This is a genomic window from Mesorhizobium sp. KR2-14 (genome assembly GCF_040049255.1).
In the GTDB taxonomy this organism is placed as follows: Bacteria; Pseudomonadota; Alphaproteobacteria; order Rhizobiales; family Rhizobiaceae; genus Pseudaminobacter.
In genome coordinates, this window is the sequence record NZ_JBDZDR010000002.1 from 1 (window position 1) to 18,420 (window position 18,420).

19 protein-coding genes and 1 tRNA gene are annotated in these 18,420 nt (G+C 64.6%); 12 read left to right on the forward strand and 8 right to left on the reverse strand.

Annotation, left to right across the window (positions count from 1 at the left end; genetic code table 11):
- Nucleotides 1-669 precede the first annotated feature (669 nt).
- Nucleotides 670-759 (reverse strand) — tRNA-Ser (locus ABLE86_RS04525).
- A gap of 267 nt (nt 760-1,026) precedes the next feature.
- On the opposite strand from ABLE86_RS04525, the gene ABLE86_RS04530 reads away from it, so the two are divergent.
- From ABLE86_RS04530 to ABLE86_RS04550, 5 genes are all read left to right on the forward strand, one after another.
- Nucleotides 1,027-1,296 (forward strand): hypothetical protein, encoded by a 270-nt coding sequence (locus ABLE86_RS04530; protein WP_348778567.1) that lies wholly within the window; start codon nt 1,027-1,029, stop codon nt 1,294-1,296.
- Between the two features lie 45 nt (nt 1,297-1,341).
- Nucleotides 1,342-2,013 carry a peptide-methionine (S)-S-oxide reductase MsrA gene (msrA, locus tag ABLE86_RS04535; protein WP_348777753.1) on the forward strand — a complete coding sequence of 224 codons (672 nt, stop codon included), beginning with the start codon at nt 1,342-1,344 and terminating at the stop codon, nt 2,011-2,013.
- Between the two features lie 243 nt (nt 2,014-2,256).
- A complete protein-coding gene (locus tag ABLE86_RS04540) occupies nt 2,257-3,246 on the forward strand; it encodes a BMP family ABC transporter substrate-binding protein (protein WP_348777754.1) in 990 nt (329 codons plus the stop codon).
- Between the two features lie 161 nt (nt 3,247-3,407).
- Entirely contained in the window at nt 3,408-4,613 is a 1,206-nt protein-coding gene (locus ABLE86_RS04545) for an MFS transporter (RefSeq protein ID WP_348777755.1), read from the forward strand.
- Between the two features lie 7 nt (nt 4,614-4,620).
- Nucleotides 4,621-5,076, forward strand: coding sequence for a GNAT family N-acetyltransferase (locus tag ABLE86_RS04550; RefSeq protein WP_348777756.1), 456 nt, complete (start codon nt 4,621-4,623; stop codon nt 5,074-5,076).
- 20 nt (nt 5,077-5,096) lie between these two features.
- On the opposite strand, the gene ABLE86_RS04555 is transcribed toward ABLE86_RS04550, so the two are convergent.
- Nucleotides 5,097-5,306: a SlyX family protein gene (locus ABLE86_RS04555; protein WP_348777757.1), complete on the reverse strand. Its 210-nt coding sequence runs from the start codon at nt 5,304-5,306 to the stop codon at nt 5,097-5,099.
- 216 nt (nt 5,307-5,522) lie between these two features.
- On the opposite strand from ABLE86_RS04555, the gene ABLE86_RS04560 reads away from it, so the two are divergent.
- From ABLE86_RS04560 to deoA, 6 genes are read left to right on the forward strand one after another with little or no spacing between them, the layout of a single operon-like run.
- Nucleotides 5,523-7,055 carry an ABC transporter ATP-binding protein gene (locus ABLE86_RS04560; protein ID WP_348777758.1) on the forward strand — a complete coding sequence of 511 codons (1,533 nt, stop codon included), beginning with the start codon at nt 5,523-5,525 and terminating at the stop codon, nt 7,053-7,055.
- Complete coding sequence (locus ABLE86_RS04565) at nt 7,052-8,191, forward strand: ABC transporter permease (protein ID WP_348777759.1); 1,140 nt, start codon at nt 7,052-7,054, stop codon at nt 8,189-8,191. Before ABLE86_RS04560 ends, ABLE86_RS04565 begins: the two co-directional genes overlap by 4 nt.
- Before the next feature lies 1 nt (nt 8,192).
- Entirely contained in the window at nt 8,193-9,164 is a 972-nt protein-coding gene (locus ABLE86_RS04570) for an ABC transporter permease (protein WP_348777760.1), read from the forward strand.
- Between the two features lie 3 nt (nt 9,165-9,167).
- Nucleotides 9,168-9,560: a cytidine deaminase gene (gene cdd / locus ABLE86_RS04575; protein WP_348777761.1), complete on the forward strand. Its 393-nt coding sequence runs from the start codon at nt 9,168-9,170 to the stop codon at nt 9,558-9,560.
- Nucleotides 9,557-10,363 carry a purine-nucleoside phosphorylase gene (locus ABLE86_RS04580; protein ID WP_348777762.1) on the forward strand — a complete coding sequence of 269 codons (807 nt, stop codon included), beginning with the start codon at nt 9,557-9,559 and terminating at the stop codon, nt 10,361-10,363. The genes cdd and ABLE86_RS04580 overlap by 4 nt, the downstream gene beginning before the upstream one ends.
- 22 nt (nt 10,364-10,385) lie before the next feature.
- Nucleotides 10,386-11,702, forward strand: a complete 1,317-nt coding sequence (gene deoA, locus ABLE86_RS04585; protein ID WP_348778568.1) for a thymidine phosphorylase — start codon at nt 10,386-10,388, stop codon at nt 11,700-11,702.
- Between the two features lie 63 nt (nt 11,703-11,765).
- On the opposite strand, the gene fabG is transcribed toward deoA, so the two are convergent.
- The 4 genes from fabG to ABLE86_RS04605 all read right to left on the reverse strand — a co-directional run bounded on the left by fabG (nt 11,766) and on the right by ABLE86_RS04605 (nt 16,003).
- Nucleotides 11,766-12,479 carry a 3-oxoacyl-ACP reductase FabG gene (gene fabG / locus ABLE86_RS04590; RefSeq protein WP_348777763.1) on the reverse strand — a complete coding sequence of 238 codons (714 nt, stop codon included), beginning with the start codon at nt 12,477-12,479 and terminating at the stop codon, nt 11,766-11,768.
- Between the two features lie 156 nt (nt 12,480-12,635).
- Nucleotides 12,636-12,983: a hypothetical protein gene (locus tag ABLE86_RS04595; RefSeq protein ID WP_348777764.1), complete on the reverse strand. Its 348-nt coding sequence runs from the start codon at nt 12,981-12,983 to the stop codon at nt 12,636-12,638.
- A 206-nt stretch (nt 12,984-13,189) separates the two neighbouring features.
- Nucleotides 13,190-13,744, reverse strand: a complete 555-nt coding sequence (locus ABLE86_RS04600; protein WP_348777765.1) for a hypothetical protein — start codon at nt 13,742-13,744, stop codon at nt 13,190-13,192.
- 360 nt (nt 13,745-14,104) lie between these two features.
- The gene (locus ABLE86_RS04605) at nt 14,105-16,003 is read right to left on the reverse strand and encodes a monovalent cation:proton antiporter-2 (CPA2) family protein (RefSeq protein WP_348777766.1); all 1,899 of its coding nucleotides are present in this window, start codon (nt 16,001-16,003) and stop codon (nt 14,105-14,107) included.
- 116 nt (nt 16,004-16,119) lie between these two features.
- Here ABLE86_RS04605 and ABLE86_RS04610 point away from each other — a divergent pair, with 116 nt between their 5' ends.
- Complete coding sequence (locus ABLE86_RS04610) at nt 16,120-17,028, forward strand: LysR family transcriptional regulator (protein ID WP_348777767.1); 909 nt, start codon at nt 16,120-16,122, stop codon at nt 17,026-17,028.
- Between the two features lie 12 nt (nt 17,029-17,040).
- Here ABLE86_RS04610 and ABLE86_RS04615 read toward each other — a convergent pair whose 3' ends face one another.
- Together ABLE86_RS04615 and ABLE86_RS04620 are read right to left on the reverse strand one after the other, a co-directional pair.
- Nucleotides 17,041-17,715: a helix-turn-helix domain-containing protein gene (locus ABLE86_RS04615; protein WP_348777768.1), complete on the reverse strand. Its 675-nt coding sequence runs from the start codon at nt 17,713-17,715 to the stop codon at nt 17,041-17,043.
- A gap of 95 nt (nt 17,716-17,810) precedes the next feature.
- The gene (locus ABLE86_RS04620) at nt 17,811-18,413 is read right to left on the reverse strand and encodes a HupE/UreJ family protein (RefSeq protein WP_348777769.1); all 603 of its coding nucleotides are present in this window, start codon (nt 18,411-18,413) and stop codon (nt 17,811-17,813) included.
- Nucleotides 18,414-18,420: the final 7 nt, after the last annotated feature.

Genomic DNA, 18,420 nt, shown 5'->3' on the forward strand with positions numbered 1-18,420 from the left:
GCATTATGGCCAGCGGCGCATGAAAGGCCGCACTACAGGTCGGATACATGGCCGCACCAACCAGCAACGCAGAATGCTCAAAAGAACCCCTTGCCAACGGAGAGCCGTCCATACACGGCCCCAAACAAGTCGCTGATTTCCCGCACCGAGCATGGCATGCACTGGTTCGATCTCGGGTGCAGGCGCATGGGGGAGTTCCGAGCCAACTGACACGAGGTGTCGATCCAAGAAGATCAACAAAAACTATCGTCGAATACCTTGCGTCGGATTTGCGTATCCACAAGGTTTGGAGAAAATCTGCCCGGAGGGAGCCAAACTGCACCTGAAACGGTGATTGCCAGCACAAGGTTCTGGTTGAAAATCCCGGAAATCCTGGGTTTCTGAGGCCGCTTGTCGGGAGCGGAGACTGTTTAGCAGGTTGGGGTTGGTAGGGCGTGACAGGGTTCGAACTGTATGTAAGTTCATCGATAAATTATTGAATAGTTTCAACAACTAACAACTCCGTACCAAATCTGCGCAGTCAGGAGGTTTGGAGAATATCGGCCAAGAGAGAACGAAATCCGTGTTTTGGCCGAGCGGCGCAGTCAACAGCTTTGGCTCGAAAACCCGCAGTTCTGCGCCATTCCGGGCGCCATTATTGGCGATGGAGAATATTGGGGCGAGTAGGACTGGCGGAGAGAGCGGGATTCGAACCCGCGATACGGTTCCCCGTATACACACTTTCCAGGCGTGCGCCTTCAACCACTCGGCCACCTCTCCGCGGCACATGCTTCGTCGAACGAAGCAAGCGCGGGGTTCATCTAGTCGATCCTGAAGCGAATGCCAAGCCTGCCTTGCGCCTGTTTTTTGGCCGGCGCAGAAATTTTGCGCTCGGACTCGCCCGGCGGATCGGCCGAATTTCATATAGGACGATTGCGCAGCCGGACAACGCACCATATGTCTCTTGGCGAAACGAGGCTCCGAGGATTCAACTTGCGCTTCCTGTTCAGGTTCGCTGCAACGATCGCGCTGGCGGTTGCCGTCATCATGGCGGTGCTGGACGCCACGCGCACCGTGGCCGCCGCGCATCTGGTTCTGACGCCGCTGCGCACCAGCTGGGCCGCAGTTTCGCCGCACACGCTGGAGAGCTTTCAGCATTTCATGCACACCAAGCTTCATCCGCTGGCCTGGGATCCGGTTACGGTAACCGTGCTGAACCTGCCCGACTTCGCCGTGTTCCTGGTGCTGGCCTTCCTGCTCTATGCGATCGGCCATCGCCCGCGCCGGCGCGATGTGGGCTACGTGCAGGGGCGTTGATGCCTGGAGAGGGCAGGGGCCGCAACCCGAGAAAGGGATAATGCCATGTTTTTCCTGAGCGACATGCTGAACAAGAAGCTCAAGCTGCCGAAGCCGGAAGAAGCGTTGCGGGGCCGGGACGAGCCGATCCCCACCGCGGCCAGGCATTTCGTCTCCGGGCACCCGCTGAAGGGGCCCTATCCGGAAGGGCTGGAGAAGGCCATGTTCGGCATGGGCTGCTTCTGGGGCGCTGAGCGTCTGTTCTGGCAAATGGAGGGCGTTTGGGTGACCGCAGTTGGTTATGCCGGCGGCGTCACGTCCAACCCGACCTACCAGGAGACCTGCACCGGGCTTACCGGCCATGCCGAGGTGGTGCTGGTGGTGTTCGATCCCAAGGTGGTCTCCTATACGCAGCTGCTGAAGACGTTCTGGGAAAGCCACGATCCCACGCAGGGCATGCGGCAGGGCAACGATATCGGCACCACCTACCGCTCGGCGATCTACACCTTCGGCGACGAGCAGTATCGCGCCGCGGTGGCCTCGCGCGATGCCTATGAGGCTTCGCTGCGCGGGGCGGGGCGAGACAGGATCACCACCGAGATTGCGCCTGCGCCCGAATTCTACTTCGCCGAGGAAGACCACCAGCAGTACCTGGCCAAGAACCCGAACGGCTATTGCGGGCTGCAGGGCACCGGGGTTTCCTGCCCTATCCCGCAGGGCGCTTCGGCCGGCGCCTGAGCGCCAGCCCGGCGGGCGGAAATGCGAATTTTGCGCCCGCCCGCAAGCCTTCAAATCCCCGGGCCGAGCCGCTGTTAAGGGCTTCCGCAACGGCATTTTTCCCGCCCAAGATTCCAGGTGAATTTTATTTCTTGCCGTGCGACAGTGTCGCGCATGTGGGAGGGGCACCTCCTGCGAAGCGCCGTGAAGCGCCCGCAGGGCGGGGAACGTACGCGGCGCACCAACGCAAAACAGGGTGTTCACATGAAGCGTATCGTTCTTGGCCTTCTGGCCGCAACAGCACTGGCCTTCCCGGCTTTCGCCGCGGACATCAAGCCCGCGATCATCTACGATCTCGGCGGCAAGTTCGACAAGTCCTTCAACGAGGCTGCCTATCATGGCGCCGAGAAGTTCAAGGAAGAGACCGGCATCGCCTATCGCGACTTTGAAATCCAGAACGACGCCCAGCGCGAGCAGGCGCTGCGCAAGTTCGCCGAGGACGGCAACAACCCCATCGTCATGGCCGGCTTCTCCTGGGCCGCGGCGCTGGAAAAGGTTGCGCCGGAATTCCCGGACATCAAGTTCACCATCATCGACATGGTGGTGGACAAGCCGAACGTGCGTTCGGTGGTGTTCAAGGACAATGAGGGCTCCTACATCGTCGGCATGCTGGCGGCCATGGCCTCCCAGACCAAGAAGGTCGGCTTCATCGGCGGCATGGACATTCCGCTGATCCGCAAGTTCGGTTGCGGCTATGTTGGCGGCGCCAAGGCAGCCGGCGCGACCGAGGTGTTCTACAACATGACGGGCGACACCCCGGCGGCCTGGAACGACCCGACGAAGGGCGGCGAAATCGCCAAGTCGCAGATCTCGCAGGGCGCGGACGTGGTCTATGCCGCGGCCGGCGGCACCGGCGTGGGCGTGCTGCAAGCAGCCGCCGACGCGGGCAAGCTCGGCATCGGCGTCGATTCCAACCAGAACGGCCTGCAGCCGGGCAAGGTGCTGACGTCGATGCTCAAGCGCGTCGACGTGGCCGTCTACAATGCCTTCATGGACACCAAGGACGACAAGTTCACGCCGGGCTTCAACAATCTCGGCCTGAAGGAAGGCGGCGTCGACTACGCCATGGACGAGAACAACAAGGACCTGGTGACCGAAGAGATGAAGGCGGCCGTGGAACAGGCCAAGGCCGACATCGCTGCGGGCAAGATCGAGGTTCACGACTACATGTCGGACAACGCCTGCCCCTATTGATCGGTAAGGGCGCCAGAATAAAGCCGCCGGCGCAAGCCGGCGGCTTTTGTTTGAACTCTGTAGAAATGGTGCGTGGTCCTTTTCGCGCAGGGCACGCTGCAGCCTGAGCCGCACTTGGGGCTGACGCCGGAGCCGGCCGACGCGTGATCGGGGGGAAATGCATGAACGACAGCCGGATACGCCTGGCGACCATCGCCGCCCTGCTGCTGGCGGGCGTGCTGGCGGGCACGCAACTCGGCAAGATCGCGCCGCTGGTGGACTGGTACAGAAGCGAGGCCGGCTTCTCGCTGGTGCTGATCGGCTGGCTGACCTCGATGATCAGCATCTTCGTGGCGCTGGTGGCGCTGCCGACCGGCTGGGCCATCGAGCGCGCCGGCATGCGCCGCTCCTTCATCGCGTCTGCTGTGGTGATGACTGCCGGCGGCCTGGCGCTGGCATTTCTCGACGATCCAGCGGCCATTCTCGTGGCGCGCCTGGTCGAAGGCATCGGCTACCTGGTGCTGGTCATTGTCATTCCGGCGCTGCTTAACACCATTGCGCCACCCGCCTGGCGGGCGCCGGCACTGGCGATCTGGGGCGGTTTCGTCCCCGTCGGGTTCGCTGTCGCCGATTTCATGGCACGTGGGATTCTGCCGACGGCCGAGCCGCAGCTTTTCCTGCTGGCAGCCATCGTGGCGTTTGCGCTGTTCGCGCTGATCGGAGCCGTGCTGCTGGCAATGGTCGGCGATGCTGATGCCGGCTCGGAAACGCAGGCGGCAGCCCCGACAACCGGCGGCCTTGCCGCGCAGCTGACCTTTCCGGTCGCTCTGGTGGCGCTGTCCTTTGGTTTCTACGTCGTGCTCTCAGTCAGCTTCTTCGCGTTCACGCCGGCATTCGTTGCGCTTCCGCAGGCGAATATCGCACTGTCGGCCGGGCTGATCGCGTTGATCGTGCCGATCGGCAATGTGCTGACCGGCGTTCTGGTCAAGGGACGCGACGGCCGCTTCGTGCTCATGCTGGCGGGCGTAGGCTTCGCGGCGAGCCTGGTTGCGGCGGTGCCGACCTTCGGCGGCTCTGCGCCGGCGCTGGCGACCGCCGCTGCGGTGGTCATCGCCATTGCGGGCGGCATCATCGCCTCGGCGTTGTTCGCCAGCATTCCGGCAATCGTGCCGCAGGGAAAATCCGCCTCGATCGCTATCGGCCTCGTCTGCCAGGCGGGCGGCATCGGCACCGTCATCGGGCCGCCGCTGGCGGGCTATGTCATCGAGGCCCATGGCTGGGCGGGTTTTGGCGTGTTCCTGGCGCTGACCGCCGCCATCGGCGGGCTTTGCCTGCTGCCGCTGGCGCGCTCGCAACCGCGCGGACCGGAGGCGGTACATGCCGGTTAGCATACGCTTGGCGAAGCCGACGGCGGACGAACTCGCGGCGATGGCGAAGCTGCGCTACGACGCTTTCTTCAAGGGCAGCGACCGCTCGCTATTGCAAGACCGCAGCGAGATCGAGACCTTCGTCCGCAATCAGGGCTACGAAGTCGCCCTCGTGGCAGAAAGCGATGGCAGGCTCGCCGGCACATGCCTCTTCGTGCGCAACGAGATCGATGCGCAGCACGACGTGTCGCCCTGGCTCGCCGGACTGGTGGTGGCGCCCGAATTCAGGGGGCGAGGGCTGGGGTCGAAGCTGGTGGAGGCGATCGAGGCGCATGCCCGATCCGTCGCCTGCCCGGTCATCCACCTATATACCTCGAACGCCGAAGGGTTTTATGCGGCCCTGGGATGGAGCGTCGTCGAGCGTTTTCGGGACGGCGGCCAGCCTATGGCGCTGATGTCGAAAAACCTGTCCGCAGCGGAATGATGCGTGACCGAGGCATGCCATTACCAATGCGGCGGCTTGGTGGCCTCGTGGCCGGGGGCGGCCTGCTCTTCCAGCGCCAGGAAGCGATCCGTCAGCGCATCCAGCTTCCGCTGAAGCCGATCGATCACCTTCCACTGTTCGGCGATCTGGCCGGACAGTTCCTCGATGGTCTTCTCCTGTTCGGCCGCTCGTATTTCGAGCGTCGTCAGCCGGTCGTCGGGGGCGGTCATGTCGGAAATCCTGTTGCAAAATTTAGAGCCGGGCGGGCGAAATGCCACAAAATCTCGACAATCTGTCAATATCGCGCCCGGCGCGCCCTGGGAAATTGACAATTGGCAGGCGATTTGTCGAGAGTGAAATCCGGGTCCCCTGGCCAATTGGCAGGGAAATGGCGGCATGCTAGTTTTTGACCAAACGATAAAAATAAAACAGGGGTACACCGTCGAATGGCGGAAGCTGCAATCGAGCTGATCGGCATCAACAAGAGTTTTGGTGCCGTTCGCGCCAACCGCGATATCAACCTGGAAATCGCTCCCGGCACCATCCACGGCATCATCGGCGAAAACGGAGCAGGCAAGTCGACGCTGATGTCGATCCTGTACGGCTTCTACCAGGCCGACAGCGGCGAGATCCGCGTCGACGGCAGGCCGACCGCCATCCGTACGCCCAACGACGCCATCGCGGTGGGCATCGGCATGGTGCACCAGCACTTCATGCTGGTGGAAAATTTTACCGTGCTTGAAAACGTCATCCTCGGTGCCGAGGGCGAGGCCCTGCTCAACAACTCCATTTCCAAGGCGCGCTCCGAGCTGCGCCGGCTGGAGCGCGAATACGGCCTCGAGGTCGATCCCGATGCGGTGATCGAGGAACTGCCGGTGGGCCTGCAGCAGCGCGTGGAAATCCTCAAGGCGCTCTATCGCGGCGCCGAAATCCTCATCCTAGATGAGCCGACCGGCGTGCTGACCCCGGCTGAGGCCGATCACCTGTTCCGCATCCTCCAGCAGCTCAAGGACCAGGGCAAGACGGTTGTGCTGATCACGCACAAGCTGCGCGAGATCATGGCCATCACCGACACCGTCTCGGTCATGCGCCAGGGCACCATGGTCGCCACCCGCAAGACCGCCGACACCACGGTCGAGGAGCTGGCCGAGCTGATGGTCGGCCGCCGCGTGCTGCTGCGCGTCGAAAAGGGCGAGCCCAAGCCAAGCGAGGTCAAGCTGTCGGTGAAGAACCTGACGGTGAAGGATTCGCGCGGCGTCACCATGGTCGACAACGTCTCCTTCGCCGTGCGCGCCGGCGAGATCGTCGGCATCGCCGGCGTCGCCGGCAACGGCCAGTCGGAGCTGATCGAGGCGATTGCCGGCACGCGCCGCGCCGTTTCGGGCTCGGTGACCCTCGACGGCAAGCCCATCGACGTCACCGGCAACGCCGACCCCGGCGAGCTGCGCGACCGTGGCCTGGCGCACGTGCCGGAGGACCGCCACCATGTCGGCCTCGTGCTGGCCTTCGAGGAAAACGAGAACTCCATCCTCGGCTATCACGACCAACCGAAGTATCTGAACGGCCCCTTCCTGAACATTGATGCCATCCGCAACGACGCCAGGGAGAAGATCGAGAAATACGACATCCGGCCGGGTGACTGCCGCCTGAAGACCGCGAACTTTTCCGGCGGCAACCAGCAGAAGATCGTGCTGGCGCGCGAGATCGAGCAAGACCCGGGCGTCCTTATCGTCGGCCAGCCGACGCGCGGCGTCGATGTCGGCGCCATCGAATTCATCCACAAGCGCCTCATCGCCATGCGCGACCAGGGAAAGGCCGTGCTTCTGGTCTCGGTCGAGCTCGACGAAATCCGCTCGCTCTCCGACCGCATCCTGGTCATGTTCGCCGGCCGTGTCGTCGGCGAGCGCGGCCCCGACGCAAGCGAGGGCGAACTGGGCCTGCTGATGGCCGGCGTCGAAGGCAAGGAGGCCGCAGAGTGAGCACCCCCTACGCAAAACTGCCCGGCTGGGCGGACTATGGCCTTATACCCATCGTCAACCTGGCGGTGGCCTTCATCGTGGCCGGCCTGGTCGTCATGCTGGTGGGCGAGAACCCGCTGCAGGCGGCGGGCATCCTGGTGAAGGGTGCCTTCGGCAGCGGCCAGAACATCGCCTACACGCTGTTCTACGCCACCAATTTCATCTTCACCGGCCTTGCGGTCGCGGTGGCCTTCCATTGCGGCCTGTTCAACATCGGCGGCGAGGGACAGGCCTATATCGCAGGCCTTGGTGTGGCGGTCGTGTGCCTGGGGCTCGACAGCGTGTTGCCATGGTGGACGACGTTCCCCCTCGCGATCCTGGCCTCGGCTGCGGTGGGCGCGCTGTGGGCGCTGATCCCGGCCTATCTCTTGGCCAAGCGCGGGTCGCACATCGTCATCACCACCATCATGTTCAACTTCATCGCCGCCAGCGCCATGGTCTACCTGCTGGTCGATGTGCTGAAGCCGGCCGGCTCGATGGCGCCGCAGACGCGCGACTTCCTGCCCGGCGCGCAGCTGCCGAAGCTCGGCTGGCTGCTGGAAATGTTCGGAATGTCGGTGCGCTCGGCCCCGCTCAACATCTCCTTCCTGCTGGCGCTGGTCATGGCCTTCCTGGTCTGGGTGCTGATCTGGCGCACCAGGCTCGGCTACGAGATGCGCACCTACGGCTTCAGCCCCAAGGCGGCGCGCTATGCGGGCATTTCCGAGGCGCGCATCATCATAATCACCATGATGATCTCGGGCGCGCTGGCCGGCATGATGGCACTGAACCCGATCATGGGCGACCAGCACCGCGTGCAACTCGACTTCGTCACCGGCGCCGGCTTCGTCGGCATCGCGGTGGCGCTGATGGGCCGCTCGCATCCGGCGGGCATCGTGCCGGCGGCTATCCTGTTCGGCGTGCTCTACCAGGGCGGCGCGGAACTGGCATTCGAGATGCCCAACATCAGCCGAGACATGATCGTGATCATCCAGGGTCTCGTTATCCTGTTTGCCGGCGCGCTGGAGCACATGTTCCGCCCGGCTATCCAGACCCTTTTCGCCAGCGTCAGCCCGCGCTCGGTCGGCGTTACAGTGGCCAAGGAAGAGGGGGCCTGACATGGAACTTCTGGACGCCCTGGTCCAACTCGTCGGCGCGACGATCCGCGTCTCGGTGCCGCTGCTGCTGGCCTGCCTCGCCGGCCTCTATTCCGAGCGCTCGGGCATCTTCGACATTGGCCTGGAAGGCAAGATGCTGGCCGGCGCCTTTGCCGGTGCTTCTGCCGCCGCCGTCACCGGCTCGGCCTGGGTGGGGCTCAGTGCGGCCGTGCTGACGTCGATTGCGCTGGCGCTGGTGCACGGCTTCGCCTCCATCACCCATCGCGGCAACCAGATCGTGTCGGGCGTGGCGATCAACTTCATCGCCGCCGGCTCCACCATCATCCTGGGCCAGGCCTGGTTCAGCCAAGGCGGCCGCACGCCCTCGCTGAGCGGCGACGCCCGCTTCCAGGCGATCACGCTGCCCGGCGCGGATGCGCTGCGGGAGGTGCCGGTGGTCGGCACAATCTATTCGGACATCCTGTCCGGCCACTCGCTGCTGGTCTATGTCGCCTTCCTGATGGTGCCGTTCACCTGGTGGGTGCTGTTTCGCACCCGCTTCGGCCTGCGCCTTCGCGCCGTGGGCGAGAACCCGGCGGCGGTCGACACCGCAGGCATTTCGGTGACCTGGCTGCGCTATCGCGCGCTGCTGTGCACCGGCGTGCTCACCGGCCTTGCCGGCGCCTATCTTTCGGTGGCGCAGAATGCCGGCTTCGTGAAGGACATGACCGCCGGCAAGGGGTTCATCGCGCTCGCCGCGCTCATCTTCGCCAAGTGGAAGCCCGTGCCGGCCATGTTCGCCTGCCTGCTGTTCGGCTTCCTGGAGGCCGCTTCCATCCGCTTCCAGGGCATGGCCTGGCCGATGATCGGCAAGGTGCCGGTGCAATTGATGCAGGCGCTGCCCTACATGCTCACCGTCATCCTTCTGGCCGGCTTCATCGGCAAGGCGATCCCGCCGCGCGCCGGCGGCGTGCCCTATGTGAAGGAAAGATAAGCAATGTCGCACGATCTGTTCGAGGCGGCCGTTGCCGCGATGAAACACGCCCACGCGCCCTATTCGAAGTTCCCCGTGGGGGCGGCCCTGCGCACCGAGGACGGACGCATCTTCTCTGGCTGCAACATCGAGGTGGCGTCCTATCCCGAGGGCTGGTGCGCGGAAACCACGGCGCTAGGCCAGTACATCATGGGCGGCGGCGGCAGGATCACGGGGATCGCGGTGGTTGCCGAGCGCATGCATCGCATCACGCCCTGCGGCGGCTGTCGCCAGCGTCTGGCCGAATTCGCGGACGCGGACACCAAGCTCTTTCTCTGCGATGACACCGGCGTGGTCGAGACGGTGACGATGGGCGAAATGCTGCCCTACGGCTTCAAGGGCAGCATCCTCAAATGAAGGGCGCGGTGGATCATCTCGTCGAGAAGCTGGGCGGCCTGGCGCCACGCGTGGCTCTGGTGCTGGGCTCCGGCCTGGGCGGCCTCGTCAATGAGGTGGAGGATGCGATCCGCATCTCCTATGCCGACCTGCCGGGTTTTCCGGTCAGTGGCGTCACCGGCCATGCCGGCGAGGTCGTGGCCGGCCATTTCGCCGGCTTGCCGGTGCTGATGCTGGCCGGCCGCGCGCACTATTACGAGCACGGCAGCGCCGCCGCCATGCGACCCGTGATCGAGGTGCTCGCCGGCATCGGCATCACGCACCTGCTGCTCACCAACGCTGCCGGCTCGGTGGACCCCGACATGCTGCCGGGTTCGGTCATGCTTATCGACGACCACATCAACTTCTCCGGCACCAATCCGCTGTTCGGCGAGCCGAGCGACCGCCGCTTCGTCGGTATGACGGAAGCCTATGACGCGGGCCTGCGCGCCGCGATTGTGCGGGCGGCGGAGACAGCGGAAATCACGCTGCACCGCGGCGTCTACATGTGGTTCTCCGGCCCGAGCTTCGAGACGCCGGCCGAAATCCGCATGGCGCGGGTGCTGGGCGCCAATGCGGTGGGCATGTCGACCGTGCCGGAAGTGATCCTGGCGCGCTTCTTCGGCCTCAAGGTCGCGGCCTGCTCGGTCGTCACCAATCTGGCGGCCGGCATGACCGGGGCCGAGCTGTCGCACGAAGAGACCAAGGACATGGCGCCCATCGGCGGCGCCCGCCTGGCCACCGTGCTGAAGACCATGTTCCGCGAGGGGTTTCTGGATGAGTAGCGGTGAGGCGAGGGGAGGCAACCTGCTCCCGCAGGAAATCATTCGCCGCAAGCGGGACGGCAAGCCGCTCTCCGCCGAGGAGATCGCCGGGTTTGTCCAGGGGCTGACCTCGGGCGCGGTGTCCGAGGGCCAGGTGGCAGCGCTTGCCATGGCGATCTTCTTCAACGGCATGAGCCGCGACGAGGCCGTGGCGCTGACGCTCGCCATGCGCGATTCCGGCGACGTGCTCGACTGGTCGGATCTGCCCGGCCCGGTCACCGACAAGCACTCCACCGGCGGCGTGGGCGACAATGTCTCGCTGATGCTGGCGCCCATCGTGGCGGCATGCGGTGCCTATGTGCCGATGATCTCGGGCCGCGGCCTCGGCCATACCGGCGGCACGCTCGACAAGATGGATTCCATCCCCGGCTATGTCAGCCAGCCCGACAACAAGCTGTTCCGCGATGCGGTGCTGAAGACGGGCTGCGCCATCATCGGCCAGACGGCGAACCTCGCGCCGGCCGACAAGCGGGTCTATTCGATCCGCGACGTGACGGCGACCGTCGAATCCATTCCGCTCATCACCGCCTCGATCCTGTCGAAGAAGCTGGCCGCCGGGCTGCAGTCGCTGGTGCTCGACGTCAAGGTCGGCAACGGCGCCTTCATGGCCAAGAGCCGCGATGCCACAGCGCTGGCGACCAGCCTGGTCGAAGTGGCGAACGGTGCCGGCCTGCCCACTTCGGCGCTGATAACCGACATGAACGAACCGCTGGCTTCGGCCGCCGGCAATGCGGTGGAGGTGCAGAACGCGGTCGATTTCCTCACCGGCCGCTATCGCGACCGCCGGCTGGAGCAGGTCACGCTGGCGCTGGCCGCCGAGATGCTGCAGCAGGCGGGCATCGCCGCCTCCAACCAGGAAGGCGAGCGCCGAGCGCGGCAGGCGCTGGACAGTGGTGCGGCGGCCGAAGTGTTTTCGCGCATGGTGGCCGCACTCGGCGGACCGTCGGACTTCGTCGAGAACTGCGCGTCCTATCTGCCCAGCGCCAAGACGGAATTGGCGGTGAAGGCGCCGCGCGGCGGCTTCGTGACCAACATCGAGACGCGCGACGTCGGCATGGCGGTGGTGGCGCTCGGCGGTGGCCGCACCAAGCCGGAAGACAGCGTTGACCACACGGTAGGCATCACCCGGCTGCTGCCGGTGGGCGCGGAGGTCAAGGCTGGTGAGGCGCTGGCGCTCGTGCATGCGCGCAGCAAGCCGGATGCCGAGCGCGCGGCCGCTTCGGTGCTGGCCGCCTACACGCTGGGCGACGCGAAGCCCGCGCCGCGCAAGGCAGTGGTCAGGCGCATCGCGCCGCGCTGAAGCCAACGGAAGGGCAGGGCGGCGCGGCGCATCTTTCGTGGCTCGACGGCGCTTCCTGCGCCATCAGCGCATGAACTGCCCGCCGTTCACCGAAAGCACCTCGCCGGTGATGAAGCCCGTCTCGTCGGACATCAGGAACGAGGCGGCGGAAGCGATGTCCTCCGGCGCGCCGATCCGGCCGACCGGAATGCGTGCGACCTCGGCATCCCTGATGTCGGCGCGCATCGCGTCGGTCATGTCGGTGCGGACGAAGCCGGGCGCGATGCAGTTGGCGGTAATCCCCTTCGAGGCGTTCTCGAGCGCGATGCTCTTGGTGAGCGCGATGAGACCGGCCTTGGCGGCCGCATAGTTCGCCTGGCCCGCTTGGCCGCGCAGCGCATTGATGGACGAGATGTTGACGATGCGCCCGAAGGAACGCTCGCGCATGCCGCCGAGCAGGGCGCGGCACAGATTGAATGGCCCGACCAGATTGACGTCCAGAACGGCGCGGAAGTCGGCCGGGTCCATGCGGTGGCAGATGGCGTCGCGGGTGATGCCGGCGTTGTTCACCAGCCCGCCCACCGGCCCGACCGCCTTTTCCACCTCGCCGACGGCAGCCTCCACGGCTTCGTAGTCAGCGACGTCCACCGTGTGGCGGAAGGCGAGATGCGGGCAGTCCTCTTCGCCGAACACCCGGTCGAGGCCGGCAACCTTCCACCCGTCGCAGGCAAGGCGCTGGGCTATGGCGGCGCCGATCCCACGGCCGGCTCCGGTTACAATCACAACGTCAGGCTTCATGCTTCACCATCGGTAACACTTCTTTTTGGTCCGAGCGGCCGAACCAGGTCGGCGCGGCTCCGCGTTCGGGTGCCGGTTTACCGTCACTCGGCCTTCACTGCCATCGCAATTCCCTGTGGAGCCCGTCAGGTCGGATTGAAGCCTGGCCGCGCAGCTTCACTGCGTCAGCCGCACCACGCAGTCCTTCGCGGCAATTTCCTGGTTCAGCGCGATGATTTCGCCCTTCACCTCGGCGATCTTCGCCTCCCGCTCCTGCGGCGACTTGATCATCGACTGAGTCATTCCGGTGAGTGCGCCGCTGATAACGTCGGCGCGAAAGCGCTCGTTCTGGGCGTCGATCAGCAGGTCACGGATCTGAACCTTGCGGTCGCGCTCGCTTATGAGCATCGGGCAGTCGAGATTTGCGAAGCGGCCGTCGTTCACTGTCTTGGCCTCGATCGCGCTGGGCGGCGTGGCGCAGCCGGCAAGGCTCGCGGCGACGGTAATGATCAGAATTTTGTGCAATGTGAATCGCATGGCGCCCTATGCCGGCAAGTTGCGGCGAGATTGCGCCCTTACTACAAGGCCAGCGACGGTTCCAGCACGATGCGGCCGCGCGTGCCGCAACCAATCACCACCCAGCGGCAGAAAGATGGCCCCGCTGCCGGGGCCAAACTTGGACTTGATCCTGTTTGATTTTCAGGTGCCGCTGCACGCAAGGCGGCAAGCCGTCATTTGATCTCCCAGGTCGTGTTGTGCGGAATGTCCATGGCGGTGTAGCCGCCGGGGCCGGCCAGTGCGGGCATGTTTATGCAGGCAAAGGGCTCGCTGCCGGTGATGCCCTGGTATTTGCCCGTTCCGCCAGTGATGATGTGGGTGCCGCAATTCATATCCGGCTGCGACTTGTCGAGGTCCCGTGTGTCGAAGGTCGAGAAGATCTTGTCTCCGTCCTTGTCGGCCAGCACGCAGGCTCCATCGATGTATTTCTTCTCACCCGAAGCAACGCTTACCGCCGTGCAGTGCGCCGACATCTTGTCGAGCATCGCTTCGCCCTTCATGTTCTGAGTGGTCCCGACCGCCTCCAGCGCGGTGGCCGTTCCGAGCCCGGGTATGTCGATGTTCGTCAACGGCCGAAAGATGAAATGCGTAACGTAGGGTGTGGTCCCTTTCTTTTCGATCGAGGCTCCCAGCACAGCACCAGGAGACAAGGACAGCATCAGCACCGAGATGAGTGCCACTTTGACAGGGAGCATCGTCGCAGCGCATGTCACGATTGCGGGTTTCATCTATTCCTCCATGGTATGCGGCCGAACAAGCCGATGGCTTGCATCGCCGCCGGGTGAGGACGAATTGCCCGCGCCTTAAACGTGTCTGATTGTGCCGAGCGCCAGTTCCCCCGATCAAAGTCAAGCGTACGGTAGGGATCCAACCCGATTGGCTTCGACGGCGCTTGGGAAGAGACCGCATCTTCGATGGCCGATGCCTCAGACGCCTCCAAGCCCATGTCGCAGCCGACGCATGAGCAACTGTCTCTTGGAATAAAATACCAGAATTTTCCGGGGTGAATACGTTCCCGCGACTCACTTGTGCGGCATCAGGCTCGGCTCCTGACCGGCGGCAAGCGGCCTCCCGAGCGTGTCGCCGCGCTAGTGAGCGCCCGATCCGCGCCCCCGGTAGGTGCTGAGCCTGAGGTGCCCGATGACCTCGTCGATCTGGGCATCGGTTTCTCCAAGCGTGCGAAGAACCATGCCGCCGAGCAGCAGGCTCGACTCGATGGTTTCGGGCATGACGCTGTTGGCGCCGCGGCGCAGTAGCTCGTCCATGTTTTTCGCATCTCGCGCCCGCAAGATAACCGGCAGATCGGGCAAATCCCTTCGGATCACCCTCAGCGCGGCGACCGCCGCCGCAGGATCGTCGAGGGTGATCACGGCTGCTCGTGCCCGACGCACCTTGGCCGCGTGCATGATCGCTTCCTGTGAAGCGTTTCCGAAGAACACGTGCAGTCCGCGGGCTCGCGCTGCGGCGACGTTGGCCGGATCTAGATCGACGGCGATCCAGGGAATATGTCGTGCGTCGAGCATCTCGGCGATGGTACGGCCCACGCGGCCGAAGCCTGCAATGACGACATGGTTTTCGTAGAGCTGCGCCTCGGCCGCCAGGGCGGCCGCGCCGCCAAGGCCTTTTTCCTCCAGCCAGGCCTGTGCTCGCTGGCCGAGCAGGCCCAAAAGCGGGGTCATCGCCATGGTGATCGCCACGACCGCCAGCAGAAACTGGCCTGCTTCGACCGGAAGAACCGCGGTTCCCATTGCAAGCGAGAACAGCACGAATGCGAACTCGCCGCCCTGCGCAAGGTGCAACCCGATATTCACGGAAAGGGGCAAGGGCAGCCGGAACAGCCGGCACAGGGCCGTCATGATTGCGGCCTTGGCAATGATCAGCAGCGCCGTGACAAGCAGGATTTCCGGCAGCCGAGGAATGATGGTCCGAAAATCGATCAGCATTCCAATGGAGACGAAGAACAGCCCGAGCAGGAGCCCGCGGGCGGGGCGGATATCGGCATCGATCTGGTGGCGGTATTCTGTGCCGGCAAGCATCAACCCGGCCAGAAAGGCGCCGAGCGCCATGGACAGTCCTCCCTGCATGGTGGCCCAGGCCGTTCCCAGAACAACCAGCAGGGTCGCGGCCGCGAACAGTTCGGGGCTGCGCGTGCCGGCGATCATGCGATAGAGCGGGCGCAGCAGCAGCCGGCCCGCCACCAGGATCAGGGCGAGGGCGGCCAGCGCCTTGACGGCGGCGACCAGGAGGGCTTGAGCCAGTGCATCCGGCTCGGTCCCGAGTGCCGTCACGATTGCAAGGCCGGGCACCACCGCCAGGTCCTGGAGCAGAAGTACGGACAGCGAAATGCGACCGAAGTGGGTGGAAAGCTCGCCTCTTTCCAGAAGAAGCTGAAGAACGAATGCCGTGGAAGAGAGCGCCAAGGCTCCGCCCAGCACCGCGGCCTGGCCCCAGTCGGCGCCGAGGAGCAGCGCGCCTCCGGCAAGGACCGCGCCGGTTAGCGCCACCTGGGCCACGCCGAGCCCGAAGACATAGCGCGCCATCACCCGAAGTCTTTCCAGCGACAGCTCGAGGCCGATCGCAAACAGCATGAAGACGACGCCGAGTTCGGCCAGTTCATGCGTGCCTTCGACTTCGCGCACGAGCGCCAGCCCGTGAGGGCCGATGACCACGCCCGCCACAAGGTATCCGATGACGGCGTTGACACCGAAGCGTCGAAAGAGGGGCACGACGACTATTGCCGCAAGCAGGAAGACGATCGCGTCGCGCAGCATCGAGGAACCGAATCCGTTTAGCCGTCCTGGCGTTTTTTGCTCTCTACACCCAATTTCCTGGCAGTTTCCGGGCCAAAATGACGGGCAGCCCTTACCGCAAGCAGTTTGTATAGAACTCTCCGAAGCCACTGCAGGCAACGGTGCGGAGCGCTCGCTGTCATTCGTAACATCCCTATGGTCTGGTTCAAAATCAATGGCCCGTCCGGCGCTTGACATCCTGGACGATGTGCCTTGCCATGCGGCCGGCTGCGCCGGGATTGTCTTGATGCTTTGGAATTGCGACCGCCACGACCTGCCGTTCGATCATTTGCGTCTGACAAGGCAGTGACTTCATGACGTCCATCGACGACTTCGCCCGCGATCTGGACTGGAACCTATTGAAGATATTCCACGAGATCGTGCAGGCTGGCGGGATATCCAGGGCATCCGAAAAGACTCTCCTCAAGCAATCCGCAATAAGCCTTGCGTTGCAGCGCCTGGAAAAGCGAATAGGCGTGGTTCTGTGCAAACGCGGCTCGGCCGGGTTCGAGCTTACGCCCGAAGGAATGCTGCTGGCGGAACTCTGCGCGCCGATCATGCGGTCGGTGCGCGAGATTCCCAGCCTGGCCAACGAGGCCCCCGGCGAAATTCATGGAAACCTGACGATAGGGCTGATCAGCAATTTCACGTGCGGCGCATTGGATGCGGCAATCAGCCTGTTTCACGGCAGGTTTCCCAATGTGGAACTCATCGTCGCCACCATGCCGTCCGCGCATGTGACGGGCTCGGTCATGCGCAATGAAATCGACGTCGGCGTGGCCCCGTCGAGGGTGCTGCGCCCGGAACTGAGATACCGGTTTCTTTCGGACGAGATCCACCGGCCTTATTGCGGCGTTCACCACCAGCTGTTTGGCAGGCAATTCGATGATCCTCGGCAGTTGAAGGAGGAGCGCTTCATCCTCACGGGGAGTGACGAGCCGGATGAGCTGAGGGCATTCCGGCTGCAGTTCGGGCTTGGGGAGAAGGTCGCGGCGGTCACGGAGCACCTGGAAGAGGCAAAGCGGTTTGCGCTGCTTGGCATGGGGCTGAGCTTCCTGCCGGAGAGCTATGCCTCGGCAGACGAGGCGGATGGACGGTTGTGGCCCTTGCTTCCACGCGAGATCGTTCCTTCCATCGCCGTCTACATCATCGACAATCCGAGCTTCCCTCAGCCGGCGCGGCGCAGCCGGCTTCGCGAAGACTTCATTGCCTGCCTGAAGTGATCGCCGCGGCTGCTAGGCGGCACGGTAGCAGACCATTGAGAGCAGGCGCATGGGCAGCTTGGCAAGCTCATGGGGACCGTGCGGCTCGCCGGTGTCCAGGAAAAGGCAGTCGCCCGGCGCCATCCGGTAGAGAGCGTTGCCGTGCCGATAGGTGATTTCGCCTTCCAGCAAATAGAGCAGCTCCAGGCCTTCCCGGCGGAATGTGGGCAATCTTTCCGGGAGTGTCGACGCGGTGAGTAGGCCAAGCTCGACGGCCATGCCGTCGCTGCCGACATGGCGGAACAGCCTGCGCTGGAAGCCGGTGTCGCCGTGGCCGATTTCGATTCCGTCCCCGGCCTTCATCAGCCTGACGCGGTTCCCTTTTTCGAAGCCGCGAAACAGCCTGGCCAGCGGCACCTGGAAGGCAGACGACAGCGCCTGCAGCGTGTCCAGCGACGGGGAGATGGAACCCTTCTCGACCCTGCAGAGCGTGCTGGCCGAGATGCCGGCCTCTGCGGCAAGTTCCTGGAGGTTCATGCCGAAGCCGAGCCGCAGGGAGCGAATTTCGCGGCCGACCGCGGCCTGGAGAGCAGCGCCCTTGCGGTCCCTGGAGCTGTCGAAGGCTCGCCACCGCTCCGGAGACATACCGGATGATGGCGGGTCGCTTTCATCGTGCGAGCGTGCCGCTGTGCCGCAAGATTCAGTCATCCCGGAATCTCCTCCACAAGCTGCAATAGACGCGTCGGGGCAGGCCTTTCACGACGGAGGGAGAGGCGCCGGGCCGGGCGCCTCTCCGTGTCAGGTCAGATGATGCCGGCGAGAATGCCAACGCCGGCAAGCGATGCGGCCGCGCCCAGGCTCTGGACCACAGTGGCGCCATGCGCCTTTGCGCCGGCGCGGCCAAGCAGCAAACCGCCGGCGATGCCCAGCGCATGGAGCAACATGGTGGCTGTGACGAAGCCGGCGCCATAGGCAAGACCGCCGGCCGTTCCCGGCATCTCGGCGCCATGGGCGTAGCCGTGGAAGACTGCGAAGAAGCCGACCAGCCCCATAGCCACGGCCACCGGCGTGGCGAGACGGAACGCCACGATGCCGCCCAGCACGACCACCGACAGCGCAATGCCGATTTCCACGAAGGGCATGCCGATGCCGGCGACGCCGGCGCCGCCGCCGAGCGCCATGATCGCAACGAAGCTGGCCGGGACCAGCCACATGGCCCTGCCGCCGATCTGGGCCGCCAACAGGCCGACCATCACCATCGCCAATATGTGGTCGAGGCCGCCCATCGGATGGGCAAAGCCGTGCGCGAAGCCGAAAGCCTGGTCATGCGCCGGGTGGGCCATCGCCATGGTGGGCAGGAAAACGGTTGCCGCGGTCAGGACAGCGCGAATGCTGGATCTGGACATGAGTTGC